Here is an 18,807-nt window from a genome sequence, read left to right on the forward strand (position 1 = left end):
CGGGGATGCCGCCGGCGTTGGCCGGCGGCAACCCCCTGAGGTGTTAGGCCTGGGCGTCCCGGATGGCGCGGTTGACCGCGGAGATGACCGCTTTGAGGGACGACATGCTGGTGTTGGCGTCGATCCCGACACCCCACAGCACCCGCTCCCCCACCGCGCATTCGACGTAGGCCGCAGCCATGGCGTTGCCGCCTTCGGACAACGCGTGCTCGCTGTAGTCCAGCACGCGGACGTCCACGCCGTCCTCGTGCAGGATGTTCAGCAGGGCGGCGATGGGGCCGTTGCCGGTTCCGGTGCGGTTGACCTGGGCACCATCAATGGTGAGTGAGGCGTGAAGCGTCATGCCGCCGTCGGCATCCGTCTCCGTCTTGACTGCCCCCAGGGAATAGCGTCCCCACTGCCCGTCAGCCTGCCCGGAGGGCAGGTACTCGTCCTGGAAGATCTGCCAGAGCTGGGCGCCGCTGACTTCGCCGCCCACGGTGTCGGTGCGGCGCTGGATGACGCCGGAGAACTCGATCTGCGCGCGGCGGGGCAGATCCAGGCTGTGCTCGTTCTTGAGCAGGTACGCCACGCCGCCCTTGCCGGACTGGGAGTTCACGCGAATGACGGCCTCGTAGCTGCGGCCCAGGTCCTTGGGGTCCACGGGCAGGTACGGGACCTGCCAGGTGAAGTCGTCCACAGCTTTGCCAGCCGCCGCCGCATCCCGCTCCAGGGCCTCGAAGCCTTTCTTGATCGCGTCCTGGTGCGAGCCGGAGAAGGCGGTGAATACCAGGTCCCCGCCGTACGGCGAGCGTTCCGGGACCGGCAGCTGGTTGCAGTACTCCACGGTCCGGCGGACGTCGTCAATGTTGGAGAAGTCGATCATGGGGTCGATGCCCTGGACGAACAGGTTCAGGCCCAGGGTGACGAGGTCCACGTTGCCGGTGCGTTCGCCGTTGCCGAAGAGGCAGCCCTCGATCCGGTCTGCGCCGGCCATGTACCCCAGTTCAGCGGCTGCAACACCGGTCCCGCGGTCGTTGTGCGGGTGCAGGGACAGGATGATGCCCTCGCGGGGGTGCAGGTGGCGGCTCATCCACTCGATGGAGTCGGCGTAAACATTGGGCGTCGCCATTTCCACCGTGGCGGGGAGGTTGATGATGACCTGGCGGTCTGCGGAGGCTTCGAAAACGTCGGCGACGGCGTTGCAGACCCGGACGGCGTACTCCAGCTCGGTTCCGGTGAAGGACTCCGGCGAGTATTCGTAGGTCACATGGGTGTCCGCCAGGGTTTCCTCGTACTTCTTGCACAGCCGGGCCCCCTGCAGCGCAATGTCCAGGATGCCGTCCTCGTCCTGGTTGAAGACGACGCGGCGCTGCAGCACCGACGTGGAGTTGTACAGGTGGACGATGGCCTGCTTGGCACCCACCAGGGATTCATACGTACGTTCGATCAGGTGTTCCCGGGCCTGGGTCAGTACCTGGATGGTGACGTCGTCCGGGATGTGGTTGCCCTCGATGAGCTGGCGGACGAAATCGAAGTCCGTTTGGGACGCGGAGGGGAAACCGACCTCGATCTCCTTGTAGCCCATGCGGACCAGCAGGTCGAACATCTTCATCTTGCGGGCCGGGCTCATGGGATCGATCAGGGCCTGGTTCCCGTCGCGCAGGTCGACGGCGCACCAGCGGGGGGCTTTGGTGATGACCTTGTCCGGCCAGGTACGGTCGGGCAGCTCAACCTTGATCTGGTCCTGGAAGGGCGTGTACCGGTGGGCGGGCATTCCGGAGGGCTTCTGTGCGTTTCGCATGATGTTCGTGGCCTTTTCTATCGATCTTCAGTGAAAGGGTGGCCGGGCAACACAAACTCCGCAGCGAGGGTGGGCCGTGCGCTAGATAGCGTCTGTGGCCTCGCCGCGGCAGCTAAGGAGAAGGAGCTCTGCACGCACACTTTGAGGGTAACACGGGTGCGTAAGATGAAAGGGCACTACCGTCCGTAAAGTCCAGCATGCAGACGCCTCCGGTGTACGGCCGGGCCCCGGCGTCACAGCAAAGGAGTTGCAGTGCCCATTTCGGGGATCGATCTGTCCACCATTGATCACACAGTCCGGCCGCAGGATGACCTCTACCAGCACATCAACGGCGCCTGGCTCAAAGCCACCGAGATTCCCGATGACCGGCCCCTGGAAGGCACGTTCACGGCGCTGCGTGACGGGTCCGAAATCGCTGTGCGCGACATTATCGAAGAGGCGGCAGCCAAGGGTGCCGACGCCAGCGGGATCGAGCGCAAGATCGGCGAGCTCTATAACAGCTTCATGGACGAAGCAGCTGTAGAAGCCAAAGGCATGGACCCCATCCGGGGACGGCTTGCCGAGGTGTTTTCCACTGCCTCGGTCCCGGAGCTGATGGCCCTGGCCGGCCGGCTGTTCCGGGCCGACGTGGGCGGACTCTTCTACATCTACCCGGCGCCGGACGCCGGCAACCCCGACAGGGTCCTGCTGTACACGGGACAGGGCGGCCTTGGCCTGCCTGACGAGTCCTATTACCGGGAGGAAAAGTTCGCCCCCATCGTGTCGGCCTATAAAGCCCATGTGCAGAAGATGTTCGAGTTGGCGGAAGTTGGTGATCCGGAAGCTGCCGCGGGCCGGGTTGTGGGGCTGGAGACACGGCTCGCGTCCCACCACTGGGACAATGTGACGCTGCGGGACCCGCAAAAGACGTACAACCTCAAGACAGCCGACGAAGCTGCGGGGCTCTTCCCGCTGTTGGAGACCTGGTTTGATGCCGCTGGCATCGAGCCCGGCAAGCGTGCGGAGATCGTGGTGAGCACCCCTGACTTCTTTGCCGGTGCTGCCCGTCTGCTGGACGAAGTGCCGCTGGCCACCTGGCAGGAGTGGCTGGCCATGCGGGTGGTGAGTGCCGCCGCTCCCTACCTGTCGTCCCGGTTTGTGGACGCCAACTTCGCCTTCTACGGCACCACCATCAGCGGCACTCCACGCAACAAGGACCGCTGGAAGCGCGGCGTCGCCGTCGTCGAATCCGCCCTCGGTGAGGCTGTAGGCCAGATCTATGTGGCGCGGCACTTCCCTGAGTCCCACAAGGCGCGGATGCAGACCCTGGTGGCAAACCTCATTGAGGCCTACCGCCGGAGCATCAACGACGTCAGCTGGATGGGCCAGGACACCAAGGCCGAGGCGCTCCGCAAGCTCGAGGCCTTCCGGGCCAAGATTGGCTACCCGGATGAATGGATCGACTACTCGGCCGTCCACATCGTCCCCGGCGACCTGCTCGGCAACGTGGAACGCGCCCACAACGCCGACGTCGACAGGCACCTGGACGAGGTGGGCAAACCCGTTGACCGGAACAAGTGGCTGATGACCCCGCAGACGGTGAACGCGTACTACCACCCGATGATGAACGAAATCGTGTTCCCGGCGGCCATCCTGCAGCCGCCGTTCTTCACGGCCGATGCCGACGACGCCGTCAACTACGGCGGCATTGGTGCGGTGATCGGCCACGAGATCGGCCATGGCTTTGATGACCAGGGCTCGCAGTTCGACGGCGGCGGAGCCCTGCGCAACTGGTGGACAGACGAGGACCGCCAGGCGTTCGAAGCCCTGACGGCGCGCCTTGTGGCGCAGTTCGACGCGCTCTCCCCCACCGCTGCTCCGGGCCACCACGTCAACGGGCGCCTCACGCTCGGTGAGAACATTGGCGACCTCGCGGGCCTGACGATTGCGTACAAGGCCTACCTCATCAGCCTCGGGGACAAGGAACCGGAGGTGCTGGACGGCATGACCGGCCAGCAGCGCTTCTTCGCCTCCTGGGCCGCCGGGTGGCGCCAGGTAATCCGGCAGGAGGAGGCCATCCGGCGGCTCGCCACGGATCCCCACTCGCCCAACGAGTTCCGGACCAACGCCATCGCCAAGAACCTCGATGCCTTCCACGATGCATTCGACGTAACGGCTGAAGACGGAATGTGGATGCCGGCCGGTGAGCGGGTCAGCATCTGGTAGCCGGACAAAAAGAGGCCCCGCCGTTGCCGGCGGGGCCTCTTTTGTCACCTGCGCCTGTAGTCGCCCGGGAAGCGTGAACAGGAGCGTGCAGTTACCGGACGATGAGCTCCGGGTTGGCCTGCTGGCATACTTTGTCGCCGGCCGTCTGGTTGACGATGTCCTGGGGCAACGCCGCGGCAGCGCCTTCTCCTGCACCGTAGGACGTACCTGTGGTGAAATCGCTGCCAACATAGACCTGGACGCCCGAGACCCCGGGAGCAGGGATCATGAGGGTCGCAGGGATCCCGAGCAGCGCGGCGACGTCCACGGCCACATCCTCGAAGCCGTTGCCGTAGTAGACCGCGGTTTTAGCCACCGGCTGGGCAAGGAACTGGCCGGTCTGCGTAAAGCCGCCTGCCACAAGCGCCTGGACAATTTCCTGGGCGCGGCCGTTGACGCCGCTTCCGTTGGCCACGGTCACGGGCTGGATGGCTTTGTTGTACGGCGGCACCGGCGGAGTGGTTTCAGTCGGTGACGGGGACGGCGAAGCCGACTCGCCGGGTGATGGAGTGGTGGGGGCTGTGGGATCGGTCAGGTCGACATTCTTCCGCAGCGCGGAAAACAGCTGTGCGCCGGCGGGTTCGGCGATCACCAGCCGGTTGGGGTCGACCGGCGCGGGGGTGGTGGGCACCGCGACGAACGCCACCTTGCCGATGTCGATGTCCTTGAGCCGGTTTCCGATGGTCAGAAGGGTGGGGATGGAAGCCAGGCCGTCGTCGACGGTCAGGTTCTGGGTGACGACGTCGGCGATTTTCAGCATCTTTGCCGGGTCCGACAAGGTTCCCTCATCCTTGATCTTGCGCGTCAGTGAGGATAGGAAGCCCTGCTGCGCCTTGATGCGGCCCAGGTCGCCGCCGTCGGCAAAGGCGTGGCGGGTGCGAAGGAACGCGAGGGCCTGTTCGCCCTGCACCGAGGATGCCCCGGCGGGCAGCCGCAGCCGTGAGTCCGGGTCATAGACGGCGTCGCTGATGCAGACTTCCACGCCGCCGACGGCGTTGGACAGTTCCTTCACAGCGTTGAAGTCAGCCATCATGAAGTGGTCCACCTGCATGCCGGTCAGCTTATTGACCGTATCCACGGCGCAGCCAATCCCGGCCTCGCTCATGGCCTCGTTGATCATGACCCCCGTGCGGGCAGGATAGTCCTTGTTGGTCTTCCGGTCCTTGCAGTCGGGGATGTCCACCAGCAGGTCGCGGGGGAAGCTGATGACGTTGACCCGCTTGTTGTCCTCGGAGATGTCCATCAGCATCATGACGTCCGACTTGCCGTAGCCGGTGGAGTCGTCCGAGGTTCCGTACTCCGAGTTCTTGCCGTCACGGGTATCGGAGCCGAGAATCAGGATCTGCAGGCGGCCGGTGGCGTCATTCCCGGGCGACTCAGTGCTTTCGCCGCCCGCGTTCAGCGGCGCCTTGGTGATGTTGGTCTGGAGCCGGAAGAACCAGAATCCGGCGAACGCGGCAGCCGCCACCAGGACGAGCGCCACTACTCCCGTAAGGGCTTTCAACCACAGCGGCATGCCACGCAGGGGCCCGAGGTGCCGTGCGGCGCCCACGTCATGGCTGTCCGCGTGACGGGATACCGGTCCCGGTCCGGCTGACAGGTCAGCCTCGTTGTCGCGTTCTCCGCGGCCTCGACCCACGTGGTGACCCTTCCTCTGAAATACGAAATCCGGTCCATTTTAGTGGTCCAGTCTGCAGAACTTGCCGGGGCACGCTTCAGCGAACGCCGTTTTGCGGGTCAGAAACCCAGTTTGACCAGCTGTTTCGGGTCACGCTGCCAATCTTTGGCGACCTTCACGTGCAGGTCCAGGTAGATGCGCGTGCCCAAGAGGGCCTCGATGCCTTTGCGGGCATTGGTGCCGACTTCACGAAGGCGGCTTCCGCCCTTGCCGATGATGATCGCTTTCTGTGACGGACGCTCGACATAGAGGTTGACGCGGACGTCCAGGAGGGGATTGTCATCAGGGCGGTCCTCCCGGGGAACGATTTCCTCCACCACGACGGCGAGGGAGTGCGGAAGTTCGTCCCGGACTCCCTCCAGCGCCGCTTCGCGGATCAGTTCGGCCACCATGACTGCTTCGGGTTCGTCGGTCAGTTCGCCGTCCGGATACAAGGGAGGCGACGGCGGCATGTGGCTGATCAGGACGTCGGCGACGGTTTCAACCTGGAAACCGTCCGCGGCGGAGACCGGGACGATGTCCTTCCAGCCGTCCTCTCCCAGGACCTCGCGGCCGAGGGCTGCCACGGCAAGGAGCTGTTCGGTCAGTGCCTGCTTGTCCACCAGGTCGGCCTTGGTGACGATGGCGATGACCGGCTTGCGGCCGACGGCGGCGAGCTGCGCGGCGATGAATTTGTCGCCGGGTCCGATCTTTTCGTTGGCCGGCAGGCAGAAGCCGATGGCGTCCACCTCGGCGAGGGTGTCGGCCACGAGGTCGTTGAGGCGCTTGCCGAGCAGGGTGCGGGGACGGTGCAGGCCCGGTGTATCCACCAGGATCAGCTGGGCGTCGTCGCGGTGGACGATGCCGCGGATAGTGTGGCGCGTGGTCTGCGGCTTGGCGGAGGTGATGGCCACCTTCTTGCCCACCAGCGCGTTTGTCAGGGTGGACTTGCCCGCGTTGGGCCTGCCGACCAGGACGGAAAACCCGGCGCGGAAACCGCCAAAGTCGTCCGGTTCGGCAGCCTTATTTTTCTTGCTCACGTGGAACTCCCTGCTGGGTTGCTTCGGCCTCTTCCAGGAGGCCTTCAAGGTCAGTCTCTACTCTTGGTACGGGCGCCGCAATGATGTGGCTGACCCTGTTCCGCCGGCCTTCCAGCCGCTCCGCGCGCAGGGAGACGCCCTGCACCTCGACGCTGCTGCCGACGATGGGGACGCGGCCGAGCGCCTTGGCCAGGAGGCCGCCCACGGTGTCCACTTCGTCGTCGTCGATTTCCAGGTCGAACAGCTCGCCCAGGTCGTCGATGCCCATCCGGGCGCTGACCCGGTACGAACCGTCCCCCAGCGCCACGGCTTCCGCGCTTTCCGTGTCGTACTCGTCCACGATTTCGCCCACAATTTCCTCAATGAGGTCCTCAAGCGTGACGAGCCCGGCGGTGCCGCCGTATTCATCGATCACGATGGCCACGTGCGTGGACTCCTTCTGCAGTTCGCGCAGGAGGTCGCTCACTGGTTTGGACTCCGGCACGTAGCGGACTTCGCGTGCCAGGGAATCCACCAGCGGCGGCTCCTGGTGCGCGCCCAGCTGGTGGATGACGGCGGCAACATCCTTGAGGTAAACGATGCCCAGGATGTGGTCCGTGTTTTCCTTGATCACCGGAATCCGGGAGTAGCCGGACCGCAGGAACAGGGACATCGCCTGGTGCAGGCTCGAGCCGGCGTCGATGCTGACGATGTCCGTCCTGGGAACCATGACAGCCCGGACAAGCGTGTCGCCGAAGTCGAAGACCGACTGGATCATCTCGGCTTCGGTGTCCTCGATCATGTCGGACTCGCTGGCCCGGTCCAGGAGTTCGCGGAACTCCTGTTCGCTGAAGAACGCGTCGTCGCCGCCCGGAGCCCCCGGCGCCGCGGAACTGCCCAGGGCCACCAGCCAGCCCGGAATCGGCCCCAGGACGCTGGTGAGGAACCGGACCATCGGAGCGGTGAAGCGGACCACCGCCGTCGAATGCAGCCTGCCAAGCTGGCGCGGCGAGACGCCCACGATCACGAATCCGAGCAGGGCCATGATGCCGGTGGCCACGAGCCCGGCGAGCCAGACGTTGTCCAGCAGGCTCGCTACGAGTACGGCGACCGCCACTGCAGACGCCATTTCGAACCAGACCCGCCAGAAGCGCAGGGCCCGGGTATGGGCCACGGGCTCGGCAAGGATGCGGCGCATGGCCGTCCCCCGGCTCCTGTGCAGCGCCTCTTCGGCGTCATGCCGGGGAAGGAAACTGAATGCGGCCTCGGCTGCCGTCAGCAGGGCGGCGACGGCAAGGAAAACCAGTGCCACCGCGACCAGGAGCAGTTGCGTCACTGGGTTGTCTCGGCGGGTGCTTCTTTGCCGGTGAAGCCGGACAGGAGTTCACGCTGGAGCCCGAACATCTCCGCCTTCTCCTCCGGTTCGGCGTGGTCGTAGCCCAGCAGGTGCAGGATGCCGTGCGTGGTCAGCAGCAGCATTTCGTCCTCAAGCGGGTGGCCGGCATTCCTGGCCTGGACCTTTGCAACCTGCGGGCAGATCGCGATGTCGCCCAGCATGCCCTGCGGCGTCGGGCGGTCGGGGGTCCCGGGTGTCAGCTCGTCCATCGGGACCGAGAGCACGTCCGTTGCCCCCGGTTCGTCCATCAGCTCGATGTGGAGCTTCTCCATGGCCGGTTCGTCCACCAGGAGGATGGACAGCTCGGCCTGCGGATGGATGTAGAGCTGCTCAAAGATGTACCGCGCCAGGGCCACCAGTGCGGCTTCGTCCACCTGGACGCCGGACTCGTTGTTGACCTCGATGCTCACGCGTGTTCCCCCCGTTTTTCCCGGCCCGCGGAGTGCTTGACCCGGTTCCGCTGGGCTTCATCCCAGATGCTGTAAGCGTTGACGATGTCCCCGACCAGCCGGTGCCGCACGACGTCGGCGGCGTCCAGGACGGAGAAGTTGACGCCGTCGATTCCCTGCAGGATTTCCTCGACGATCCGCAGGCCCGAGCGGGTGCCGAAGGGCAGGTCCACCTGGGTGATGTCTCCGGTGACCACCATCTTTGAACCGAATCCGAGCCGGGTGAGGAACATCTTCATCTGCTCCGGCGTGGTGTTCTGGGCTTCGTCAAGGATGATGAAGGCGTCATTGAGGGTACGGCCGCGCATGTACGCCAGGGGCGCCACTTCGATGGTTCCGGCTGCCATGAGGCGCGGGATGGATTCGGGGTCCATCATGTCGTGCAGGGCGTCATAGAGCGGCCGGAGATAGGGATCGATCTTGTCGCTGAGCGTTCCGGGCAGGAACCCGAGCCGCTCCCCTGCTTCGACGGCGGGCCGGGTCAGGATGATCCGGCTGACCTCTTTTTGCTGCAGTGCCTGGACGGCTTTTGCCATGGCCAGGTACGTCTTGCCGGTGCCGGCGGGGCCGATGCCGAAGATCACCGTGTTCACGTCAATGGCATCGACGTAGTTCTTCTGGTTCAGCGTCTTGGGCCGGATGGTCCTGCCGCGGCTGGAAAGGATGTCGTGGGTAAGTACATCCACGGGATTCTGAAGGGACTGGGTGCGCAGGAGCGCCGCCAGCTGCTGAAGAACGGCGGGTGTGATGACCGTGCCGCGCGCCACCAGTCCACGGACTTCCTGGAGGAGCCGCATAATACGGGGGACGTCGCTGGTCGGTCCGCTGATGGACAGTTCGTTGCCGCGCGCATGGAAGTTGACGTCCGGAAACTGCTCTTCGATGAACCGCAGCGCCTCGTCGTGGCTGCCAAGCGACTGAACCATTTGGTCTGAGTTCTCAAAGAGGACTACCTCGGTCCGGATTCCGGGCAGGGAGTGCGGGAATTCCCCGGGACTGCCTTCGCCCGTATTTAGCCGGCGCTTACCATTTGCTGATTCAGTCATGGTGCTGGCCCGCAGGCCTGTGGTCCCCTCGAAGATCGACGTCGCTTGTTTTCTCTGCCGGGCCGGGATTCCGCTGCGCGGAGCTCCGTGCCCAGTGATCCCTATATCTTACGCCAGCCCCTGCCAAGGCGGGGTCCATGCCCGGGTGGGCGGCGCCCTGCCGGGCCGGCGCCCCCGCAGGGTTCCCCGGTGCAGGATACGCAACTGCTGCTGCAGCGGGCAGCGTCAGACCGGGTTTGGTATCAACTTCATATCGGCCTCATATCGTTCCCGTTGCAGTTGGACCGCAGGAGCCAAAAGTGCCGTTGTGGAGTGGTCCCCCTATGCAATGCTGGGAAACCAGCATCTGCTGGAAAGCCAGGCCGCCAGGGGAACGGCCCGCCATGCCAGGAAAGGACAAGGGCAGGACAATGCCGGTTTCCTCTGTGCCCGAACGGGCAGGACGATCGATGGGGCGCCTGCGCCCGGCCGTCCTTGCGGGGATCCTCGTGTTCGTCCCCGTTCTTGCGGGCTGCACTGCGGAGGGCGGACCGGCCCCGACCGGCACCACCGCATCCGTTCCGGCGACGGGCGGAACCATACCGGATGCTCCGGCCACCAGCGCGCCACTGGAAACGACCCAGTCCTCCAACAAGGCTCCGGTGTACTGGATCGGCCGCAGCGGCGGAAACACCTTCCTGTACCGCGAGTTCCGGGACGTCCCGGAGCAGGAGAATCCGGTGACGCGGGCGCTGCGCGCGATGATGTCGGAGAAGCCGCTGGATCCCGACTTCTTCACGCCCTGGCAAAACCCAGACAAGCTTGCCACCTCCATTTCGGGCAAGGACATCATCACCGTGGATGTCTCTTCCGACGCCTTCAACAGCAACCTGGACGCCGACATGGCCGCGCGCGCAATCCAGCAGTTGGTCTATACGGCCACGGCTGCCGCCGCCAGTTCCGGCCTGATCGACACCGGCCAGCAGGTCAAGGTCAGGATCCTGGTGGACGGCCACACGGACTATGTCGCTTTCGGCAAAGTGCAGCTGGGTGCCCTGATGACCCGCGCTGCCGGCCTGGTGGCACCGATCTGGATCATCGATCCGCAGGAGAACGCCGAAGTGGCCGCCGGGAGCGTCAAGATCACCGGCCGCAGTACATCTCCTGGCGCGAAGCTTCGCTGGCAGATCCTGCAGTCCCCCGACGACAGCACCAAGGCTCCGTTCCTGACGGGCGAAACCACGGCGGCCGCGGAACAGGGGCAGGCCGGCGTTTTCACGCTGGCCCTCAACCTGCCCGCCGGCGACTATGAACTGCGGGTGGCGCAGGCAGGGGCCGGAGGCGAGCCGGACCGGAACGAGGACACCAGGTCCTTCAAGGTCCGGTAGGAGTCCAGCGGCCAAGGATGTCGCTGGCAAGGACGACGGCGGCCGGCCCCGCTGTGGAGGAGCGCAGGACGTGGTGCCCCAACAGGGCAGTCACGGCGCCTTTGTCGCAGAGCCTGGTGACCTCGCGGGGACTGATCCCGCCCTCCGGTCCCACGATGAGCAGGATTTCACGTGCACCGGGACCGGTTTTTCCCTGCCAGTCCTCGAGGACGGTTCGCAGCGGCCGGACAGCGTCCTCGTGCAGGATGACAGCCAAGTCCGCTGCTTCCACGGCCGCGGCGAGTCCGGCTGTTTCGACGGCGGGGCGCACCTCGGGGATCCACGCGCGCCGCGCCTGTTTGGCGGCCGCCGCTACCGTGGACTCCCATTTTGCGTGTGCGCGCGCTGCCCGGTCGCCCTTCCAGCGGACGATGGAACGCTCAGACTGCCACGGGATGACGGCGTCGATGCCCAGTTCGGTAGCGGTCTCGATGGCCAGCTCGTCACGGTCTCCCTTGGCCAAGGCCTGGACCAGTACCAGCCGGATGTCCGGCCTCTCTTCAATGCTGAGCTCTGCGCATTCGACGTCTAGGGCGGAACCGGCGGCCGAGACCACTTTCCCGGTCATCCGCGTACCGGCGCCGTCCACGATGTCCACCGCTTCGCCCGGAGACAGCCGCTTGACGGTCACCGCGTGCCGGGCCTCTGGGCCCTCGAGGAGGAACATGCTCCCCGCTGTCATCCCTGACAGTGAACCGGCGGAGGTGAAGAAGACGGGGTTGCTCACCGCTACAGGTTACCGAACCGGTCCCGGAGCTTGGCGAACATCCCGCCGCTGGCGGCGAGCTTGCCCTCGGTGATCTGTTCGCCGCGGAGCTTCGCCAGCTGGCGCAGCAGGTCCTCCTGGGCGGAGTCGAGCTTGGCCGGAGTGTCCACCTGCAGGTGGACCTTCAGGTCGCCCCGGCCGTAGCCCCTCAGGTGGGTGACACCCAGTCCGCGCAGGGTGATGATTTCCCCTGACTGGGTACCGGGCTTGACGTCGATCTCCTGGGTGCCGTCGAAGGTCTCCAGGCTGACATCCGTACCCAGCGCAGCCGCGGTCATGGGGATGTGCAGGGTGGCATGCAGGTCATCGCCTTCGCGCACATAGGTGGCATCGTTGTTGACGCGGATTTCGACGTACAGGTCGCCGGCGGGGCCCCCTGCCGGTCCGGCCTCGCCCTGGCCGGAGAGCTGGATGCGGGTTCCGGTGGCAACGCCCGCGGGAACCTTGATGGTCAGCGAGCGGCGGCTGCGGATGCGGCCCTGGCCGCTGCACTCGTTGCAGGGGTCCTTGATGACCGTGCCGAAGCCTTCGCAGGTGCCGCAGGGGGCTGCGGTCATGACCTGGCCCAGGATGGAGCGGACGGCCCGCTGCACCTGGCCGCTGCCGCCACAGATATCGCAGCGCTCGGGATGGGTCCCCGGACGGCAGCAGGATCCATCACACGTGGGGCAGACCACGGCAGTGTCCACTTCGAGTTTCTTATTGACGCCGAAGACGGCGTCGCGCAGGTCAATCCGGACGCTGATAAGGGCGTCCTGGCCACGCCGGACCCTGGACGCGGGGCCGGCGCTGCCGCCGGCACCGAAGAAGGTGTCAAAAATGTCCTGGAAGGCAAAGCCCTGGCCTGCGTAGCTTGCACCGCCGAAGCCATTGTCCGTGCCGTTCTCGTTCCCGGTGGTGTCATAGACCCGGCGCTTCTGGGGATCGGAAAGGACCTCGTAGGCGTGAGTTACCGCCTTGAAGCGTTCCGCAGCGTCGTCACCGGGGTTCACGTCCGGGTGGAGGGTGCGGGCCAGCTTGCGGTAGGCCTTCTTGATCTCCTCCCCGGTAGCTTCGGGTGAGACTCCAAGGACGTCATAGTGGCTGCTCAAAGTTCGTATCTCTTCCTTGTTGTACTGCGTTCAGTCGGCGGCCAAGCTCTTGTCTTCCGGCCGGACAGCTCCGGCGGCAAAGAGTCAGGGCCCCAAAATCCTGGAAAGGTAGCGGGCTACTGCCCTGACGGCGGCCATGGTGGTGGGATAGTCCATCCGGGTCGGGCCGAGGATTCCTACTTTCGCGGCGCTGTCCGGACCATAGCCGGTGGCCACCACGGATGCCTCGGCGAGTCCGTCATAGGGGTTTTCCCGCCCGATGCTCACAGCCACACCGCGGTGGTCCTGCGCCATTTCACTCAGCAGGCGCAGCATCACCACCTGCTCCTCGAGCGCCTCCAGCACCGGGCCGATGCTGAGCGGGAAATCCACGTTGGACCTGGCCAGGTTGGCGGTCCCGGCCATGACCATCCGGTCCTCCCGGCTGCTTTGCGCCAGTGCCTCCAGCCCCAGGGCCAGGGCGTGTGCTGCCTGGCGCTGCGCGTGGGGCGTGGCGGCCACGACGGCGGGAAGCGCCTGCGCAAGCTGGCTCAGCCGGGTTCCGCCCAGGGCACCAAGGAACCGGGTACGGAGCTCGGCCAGCACGTCGTCACCAAGGTCCTGTCCGACGTCGATGACGCGCTGCTCCACTTTGCCGCTGTTGGCGATCAGGACCACCAGTACTTTGCGCGGGGCCAGCAGGACGAATTCGATGTGGCGGACAAGTGCCCGGCTCAGGTGCGGGTACTGGACCACGGCCACCTGGTTGGTCAGTTGCGACAGCAGCCGGACGGTGCGTTCCAGGACGTCATCGAGGTCATCTGCACCTTCCAGCAGGGACTGGATGGCCCGGCGCTCGGCGGCGGACAGGGGTTTCACGGCCGAAATCTGGTCGACGAAAAGCCGGTAGCCCTTGTCGGTGGGAATCCTGCCGGCACTGGTGTGCGGGGCCGTGATAAGCCCTTCATCCTCCAGCGCTGCCATGTCGTTGCGGATGGTGGCGCTCGAAACGCCAAGGTGATGCCGCTCCACCAGGGCCTTCGACCCCACGGGTTCGCGGGAGTGGACGTAGTCCTCAACGATGGCCCGCAGTACTTCCAGTTTGCGTGGCTCGCTCACTCTCCACCTCCATCCATGGTCCGGGGCGCGCGCCCCGCCCGGTGCCAGCCAGGGGTTAGCACTCGACATGCCTAAGTGCTAACAGTCTATTATGCCTTGCCCCGTTGTTAGCATTGGTACCGCTCCGGGCGAAATTCCGGGGCCAGGGACCTAGTGCTAGGCGGATGACTTCATGGATTACCAGAACTGGGGACCCCGGGGAATCTCCGCTCCAGCCCGGACGGAACTTCCCGAGGTTCCCGTCCAGCGCGGCATGGTGCTTGAGGAAGTCCAGTCCGGCTGGGTGGGGGCCGTGACGCGGGTGGAGAAATCCGGCGGGATGCACGTGGTGGCGCTGGAGGACCGGCGGGGCAAGTCGCGGACTTTCCGGCTGGGATTCGGTTTCCTGCTCGACGGCCAGCCCATCCGGCTGATGCCGCCGGCACCCAAGGCTGCAGCCACCGGAGCAGCCGCCGGGCGGACCGCATCCGGGTCCGTGCGGGTGGAAGGCCAGCGCGCCCAGGTGGCGAAGTCCAGCCGGATCTGGGTGGAAGGCAAGCACGACGCCGAACTGGTGGAGAAGGTCTGGGGAGACGACCTGCGCGTGGAGGGCATCGTCGTCGAGCCCCTGCACGGTATCGACGACCTGGCCGGCGCTGTCGCCGCGTTCAAGCCCGGCCCGGGCCGGCGGCTGGGTGTGCTGGTGGATCACCTGGTCCCCGATTCCAAGGAATCGCGCATAGCGGACGCCGTCATGGCTTCCCCGGGGGCCGCTAGCAACGTCCTGATTGTCGGCCACCCCTATGTGGACGTCTGGCAGGCCATCCGGCCCGCCGTCCTGGGCATCGACAAATGGCCCGCCGTTCCCCGCGGGCAGGACTGGAAGACCGGGATCCTGAAAGCGTTCGGCTGGCCGCACGCCACCAAGGAAGACATTGGGCTCGGATGGCAGAAACTGCTGGGGGCCGTCCGCACGTACGCCGACCTGGAAGCGTCCCTCCTGGGACGGGTGGAGGAGGTCATCGACTTCCTCACCGTGCCCTGACGGCCGGGCAGGTGCCCAACAGCCAGTATTCTTGGTATTGCGGGTGCCTTGCAGACATACACGGCACACCCCCACCGCGCCAGAACATGAAGCCAGCACCACTTGCACCTCCGAAGGAACAGACTGTGGCAGACAACGCACGTGATCACAGGGACGGCCAGGGCCGTTCCGAGTACCATGGCGTCCCCGCCAATGCGCTGCCGCTGACGGCCAGCGAAGACCGCCAGTGGGCCACGCTCGCACATTTCGGTGGAATCCTGGGATGCGTCCCGTCGCTGCTGATCTACCTGATCTTCCGGGACCGCGGACCGTTCACCGCCCAGGAATCGAAGGAAGCACTGAACTTCAGCCTGCCGCCCACCATCGCCGCCGTGCTGGCCAACATCCTGGTGTTCATCCCCTACGTGGGAAATATCTTCGCCGTCATTGCCACGCTGATCTGGGTGGCGCTCACCTGCTTCTCCGTGGCAGCGGGAATCCACGTCAACCGGGGCCAGCCGCACCGGTACCAGTTCAACCTTCGCTGGATTAAGTAAGCGGCGTTCCGGACCCACCGCTGGCGTCCGGATTCCCGGAAGGACCCTCCGCGTCAGTCCGGGAGGATCCGGCGGACCACTGCGTCGGCCAGGAGCCTGCCCCTCAGCGTCAGGACCAGCCGTCCCCGGAAGGCGTCAGCCGGTTCCACGAGGCCGTCAGCGATCAGGCCGGCCACCTGGTGCCTGCCGCCGGCAGTAAGCGTCGACAGGTCCAGCCCCGACTGCAACCGCGCTTCAAGCATCACCCGTTCCATGGTCCGGGTCTCCGCATCCAGCGTTTCCCTGCCCGCCGCAGGCGACAGCCCCTGGGACAGCCGGTTGGCATACGCTGCCGGATGCTTGACGTTCCACCAGCGGACACCGCCAACGTGTGAGTGGGCGCCGGGCCCGATGCCCCACCAGTCATCGCCCCGCCAGTAGGCAAGGTTGTGCCGGCACGCCTGCTCAGGCGTGCGCGCCCAGTTGCTGACCTCGTACCAGCCAAGCCCGGCTTCGGTAATCAGCTGGTCGGCAAGCTCGTATTTGTCAGCGTGGTCGTCGTCGTCAATTCCCGGGACTTCGCCGCGGCGCATCTGCGCGGCCAGCTTGGTGCCCTCCTCAACGATCAGCGCGTAGGCGCTGATGTGGTCGGGCCCATACGAGAGCGCGGTGTCCAGGGAGTGGCGCCAATCGGCCAGCGACTCCCCCGGAGTTCCATAGATCAGGTCCAGGCTCACGGCGAGCCCCGCTTCGCGGGCCCACTGCACCACCTGCGGCACCCGGCTGGGAGTATGGGTGCGGTCCAGGACCTTGAGCACATGCGGAACGGCGGACTGCATGCCGAAGGAGACCCTGGTGAAGCCCGCCTCCTTGAGGACCGCCAGGGACTCGGGCGTGACCGAATCAGGGTTCGCCTCGGTGGTCACCTCGGCACCATCCTCGATTCCCCACTGGTCGATCGCCGACCGGAGGATCATGGCGAGGTCGTCCGCGGGAAGCAGAGTGGGCGTGCCGCCCCCGAAGAAGACGGTGCTGAGCTTCCGCTCCGGCAGCCCTGACCTCGAGAGCACCGCCGCCGCCAGCGACACCTCCGATACCGCGGTTCCGGCATAGGCGTCCTGCGACGCCCCGCCGCCGAGTTCGGTGGCGGTGTAGGTGTTGAAGTCACAGTAACCGCACCGGACGGCGCAAAACGGAATGTGGACGTACAGGCCAAAGGCCCGGACCGCCGCACCGTCCGCTGCCTGGTCAGGCAACAGACCGTCCGACGGCGCCGGGTCGCCGAGGGGAAGCACGCTGGGCATCAGCGGGTCCCCCGCTGTGCGGTGGTCACTTCTTCTTGGCCTTGTCCTTTGATTCGTCGGTGGTGAGGGCGGCGATGAACGCTTCCTGCGGCACCTCCACGGTGCCCACCATCTTCATGCGCTTCTTGCCTTCTTTTTGCTTCTCCAGCAGCTTTCGCTTACGGGAAATGTCACCGCCGTAGCACTTGGCCAGCACGTCCTTGCGGATGGCGCGGATGCTTTCCCGGGCGATAATCCGGGAACCGATGGCCGCCTGGATGGGCACTTCGAACTGCTGCCGCGGAATGAGTTCGCGCAGCTTGCCGGTCATCATCACACCATAGGCGTAGGCCTTGTCCCGGTGCGTGATGGCGCTGAACGCGTCCACCTGCTCGCCCTGGAGCATGATGTCGACCTTCACAAGGTCGGCAACCTGCTCGCCGTCGGCCTTCCAGTCCAGGGAGCCGTAGCCCCGGGTCTTCGACTTCAGGATGTCGAAGAAATCGAACACGATTTCCGCCAGCGGCAGGCGGTAGCGGATTTCCACCCGGTCCTCCGAGAGGTAGTCCATGCCGCCCATCACGCCGCGGCGGGACTGGCACAGTTCCATGATGGCGCCGACGAACTCGTTGGGGGCCAGGATGGTGGCGGAGACCATGGGTTCGCGTACCTCGGCAATCTTGCCGGTGGGGTACTCGCTGGGGTTGGTCACCCGGACCACCTTCTTGTCCTCCAGGGTCACCTCGTATTCCACGTTCGGAGCCGTGGAAATCAGGTCGAGGTTGTATTCGCGTTCCAGGCGTTCGCGGGTGATCTCAAGGTGCAGCAGGCCCAGGAAGCCCACGCGGAAGCCGAAGCCCAGCGCGGCCGAGGTCTCCGGTTCGTACACCAGGGCGGCATCGTTGAGCATGAGCTTTTCGAGCGCGTCGCGGAGTACCGGGTAGTCGGCGCCGTCCAGCGGGTACAGGCCGGAGAACACCATAGGCTTGGCATCGGCGTAGCCGGGAAGCGACTCCGCGGCCGGCTTGGCCAGGTTGGTGACGGTGTCGCCTACCTTGGACTGCCGGACGTCCTTCACACCGGTGATCAGGTAGCCCACCTCGCCCACGCCCAGGCCCTTGGAAGGGGTGGGTTCCGGGGAACTGACCCCGATCTCCAGGAGCTCGTGCGAGGCCCTGGTGGACATCATCTGGATGCGTTCGCGCGGGTGGAGCATGCCGTCCACCACGCGCACGTAGGTCACCACGCCGCGGTAGGTGTCATAGACCGAGTCGAAAATCATGGCGCGGGCCGGCGCGTCGGGGTCACCCTTCGGGGCCGGCAGGTCGCGGACAATCTTGTCCAGGAGGGCCTCGACGCCGACGCCGGTTTTGCCGGATACCCGCAGGACGTCCTCGGGATCGCCGCCGATCAGGCTGGCCAGCTCGGCTGCATACTTTTCGGGCTGCGCCGCCGGCAGGTCGATCTTGTTCAGGACCGGGATGATCGCGAGGTTGTTTTCCATGGCCAGGTACAGGTTCGCGAGCGTCTGGGCTTCAATGCCTTGTGCCGCGTCCACCAGCAGGATTGCGCCTTCGCACGCCGCCAGGGACCGGGACACCTCGTAGGTGAAGTCCACGTGTCCGGGAGTGTCGATCATGTTCAGCGCATAGCTGACGCCGTCCACCTCCCACGGCATGCGGACCGCCTGGGACTTGATGGTGATGCCGCGCTCGCGCTCGATATCCATCCGGTCCAGGTACTGGGCCTTCATGTCGCGCGCCTGGACCACCCCGGTGGACTGCAGCATACGGTCAGCCAGGGTGGACTTGCCGTGGTCGATATGCGCGATGATGCAAAAGTTCCGAATGATTGCCGGATCTGTCGCGGCGGGCACCGGTGCGGTGCGGGCCATGGGAGACACGCAGGGTCCTTACTGTTGGCTTTTCTGCAGCCATCCGCCAGGCACGCAGAAAGCCGCCCGCGGTCCAGCCGCACATCTTCAACCTCCAGTGTCCCACGTCCGGGACTCCGCAACCGCATCGCTGCCC

At 65.7% G+C, this 18,807-nt stretch carries 15 protein-coding genes; 4 read left to right on the top strand and 11 right to left on the bottom strand.

Annotated elements, in window-relative coordinates; genetic code table 11:
* Positions 1–43: 43 nt before the first annotated feature.
* Complete coding sequence (gene leuA / locus PUN71_RS04915; RefSeq protein ID WP_043454297.1) at positions 44–1,783, bottom strand: 2-isopropylmalate synthase; 1,740 nt, start codon at positions 1,781–1,783, stop codon at positions 44–46.
* Between the two features lie 252 nt (positions 1,784–2,035).
* On the opposite strand from leuA, the gene PUN71_RS04920 reads away from it, so the two are divergent.
* A complete protein-coding gene (locus PUN71_RS04920; protein ID WP_277797540.1) occupies positions 2,036–3,988 on the top strand; it encodes a M13 family metallopeptidase in 1,953 nt (650 codons plus the stop codon).
* A gap of 91 nt (positions 3,989–4,079) precedes the next feature.
* Here PUN71_RS04920 and PUN71_RS04925 read toward each other — a convergent pair whose 3' ends face one another.
* From PUN71_RS04925 to PUN71_RS04945, 5 genes are all read right to left on the bottom strand, one after another.
* A complete protein-coding gene (locus PUN71_RS04925) occupies positions 4,080–5,666 on the bottom strand; it encodes an LCP family protein (protein WP_277797541.1) in 1,587 nt (528 codons plus the stop codon).
* Positions 5,667–5,764: 98 nt separating this feature from the next.
* Complete coding sequence (gene era, locus PUN71_RS04930) at positions 5,765–6,724, bottom strand: GTPase Era (RefSeq protein ID WP_043454301.1); 960 nt, start codon at positions 6,722–6,724, stop codon at positions 5,765–5,767.
* Positions 6,708–8,039 (bottom strand): hemolysin family protein, encoded by a 1,332-nt coding sequence (locus PUN71_RS04935; protein WP_043454303.1) that lies wholly within the window; start codon positions 8,037–8,039, stop codon positions 6,708–6,710. The genes era and PUN71_RS04935 overlap by 17 nt, the downstream gene beginning before the upstream one ends.
* On the bottom strand, positions 8,036–8,509 hold the full coding sequence (gene ybeY, locus PUN71_RS04940; RefSeq protein WP_277797542.1) for an rRNA maturation RNase YbeY: 474 nt from the start codon (positions 8,507–8,509) through the stop codon (positions 8,036–8,038). Before ybeY ends, PUN71_RS04935 begins: the two co-directional genes overlap by 4 nt.
* Positions 8,506–9,594: a PhoH family protein gene (locus PUN71_RS04945; RefSeq protein WP_043454308.1), complete on the bottom strand. Its 1,089-nt coding sequence runs from the start codon at positions 9,592–9,594 to the stop codon at positions 8,506–8,508. Before PUN71_RS04945 ends, ybeY begins: the two co-directional genes overlap by 4 nt.
* 449 nt (positions 9,595–10,043) lie before the next feature.
* Here PUN71_RS04945 and PUN71_RS04950 point away from each other — a divergent pair, with 449 nt between their 5' ends.
* Positions 10,044–10,961 carry a GerMN domain-containing protein gene (locus tag PUN71_RS04950; protein WP_277797543.1) on the top strand — a complete coding sequence of 306 codons (918 nt, stop codon included), beginning with the start codon at positions 10,044–10,046 and terminating at the stop codon, positions 10,959–10,961.
* Here PUN71_RS04950 and PUN71_RS04955 read toward each other — a convergent pair.
* The 3 genes from PUN71_RS04955 to hrcA form a co-directional block, all read right to left on the bottom strand.
* Complete coding sequence (locus tag PUN71_RS04955) at positions 10,948–11,727, bottom strand: 16S rRNA (uracil(1498)-N(3))-methyltransferase (RefSeq protein ID WP_277797544.1); 780 nt, start codon at positions 11,725–11,727, stop codon at positions 10,948–10,950. The genes PUN71_RS04950 and PUN71_RS04955 overlap by 14 nt on opposite strands.
* Positions 11,728–11,729: 2 nt before the next feature.
* Positions 11,730–12,857, bottom strand: a complete 1,128-nt coding sequence (gene dnaJ, locus PUN71_RS04960; RefSeq protein ID WP_277797545.1) for a molecular chaperone DnaJ — start codon at positions 12,855–12,857, stop codon at positions 11,730–11,732.
* 84 nt (positions 12,858–12,941) lie between these two features.
* The gene (hrcA, locus tag PUN71_RS04965) at positions 12,942–13,955 is read right to left on the bottom strand and encodes a heat-inducible transcriptional repressor HrcA (protein ID WP_043454320.1); all 1,014 of its coding nucleotides are present in this window, start codon (positions 13,953–13,955) and stop codon (positions 12,942–12,944) included.
* Positions 13,956–14,127: 172 nt separating this feature from the next.
* Here hrcA and PUN71_RS04970 point away from each other — a divergent pair, with 172 nt between their 5' ends.
* Positions 14,128–14,979 (top strand): DUF3097 family protein, encoded by an 852-nt coding sequence (locus PUN71_RS04970; RefSeq protein WP_277797546.1) that lies wholly within the window; start codon positions 14,128–14,130, stop codon positions 14,977–14,979.
* A gap of 125 nt (positions 14,980–15,104) precedes the next feature.
* A complete protein-coding gene (locus PUN71_RS04975; RefSeq protein WP_277797547.1) occupies positions 15,105–15,515 on the top strand; it encodes a DUF4870 domain-containing protein in 411 nt (136 codons plus the stop codon).
* Between the two features lie 53 nt (positions 15,516–15,568).
* Here PUN71_RS04975 and hemW read toward each other — a convergent pair whose 3' ends face one another.
* Positions 15,569–16,798: a radical SAM family heme chaperone HemW gene (hemW, locus tag PUN71_RS04980; RefSeq protein WP_277797548.1), complete on the bottom strand. Its 1,230-nt coding sequence runs from the start codon at positions 16,796–16,798 to the stop codon at positions 15,569–15,571.
* A 25-nt stretch (positions 16,799–16,823) separates the two neighbouring features.
* Positions 16,824–18,680, bottom strand: a complete 1,857-nt coding sequence (gene lepA / locus PUN71_RS04985; protein ID WP_043454334.1) for a translation elongation factor 4 — start codon at positions 18,678–18,680, stop codon at positions 16,824–16,826.
* Between the last annotated feature and the right edge of the window lie 127 nt (positions 18,681–18,807).

This window comes from Arthrobacter sp. NQ7, from assembly GCF_029581595.2.
In the GTDB taxonomy this organism is placed as follows: Bacteria; Actinomycetota; Actinomycetes; order Actinomycetales; family Micrococcaceae; genus Arthrobacter; species Arthrobacter phenanthrenivorans_B.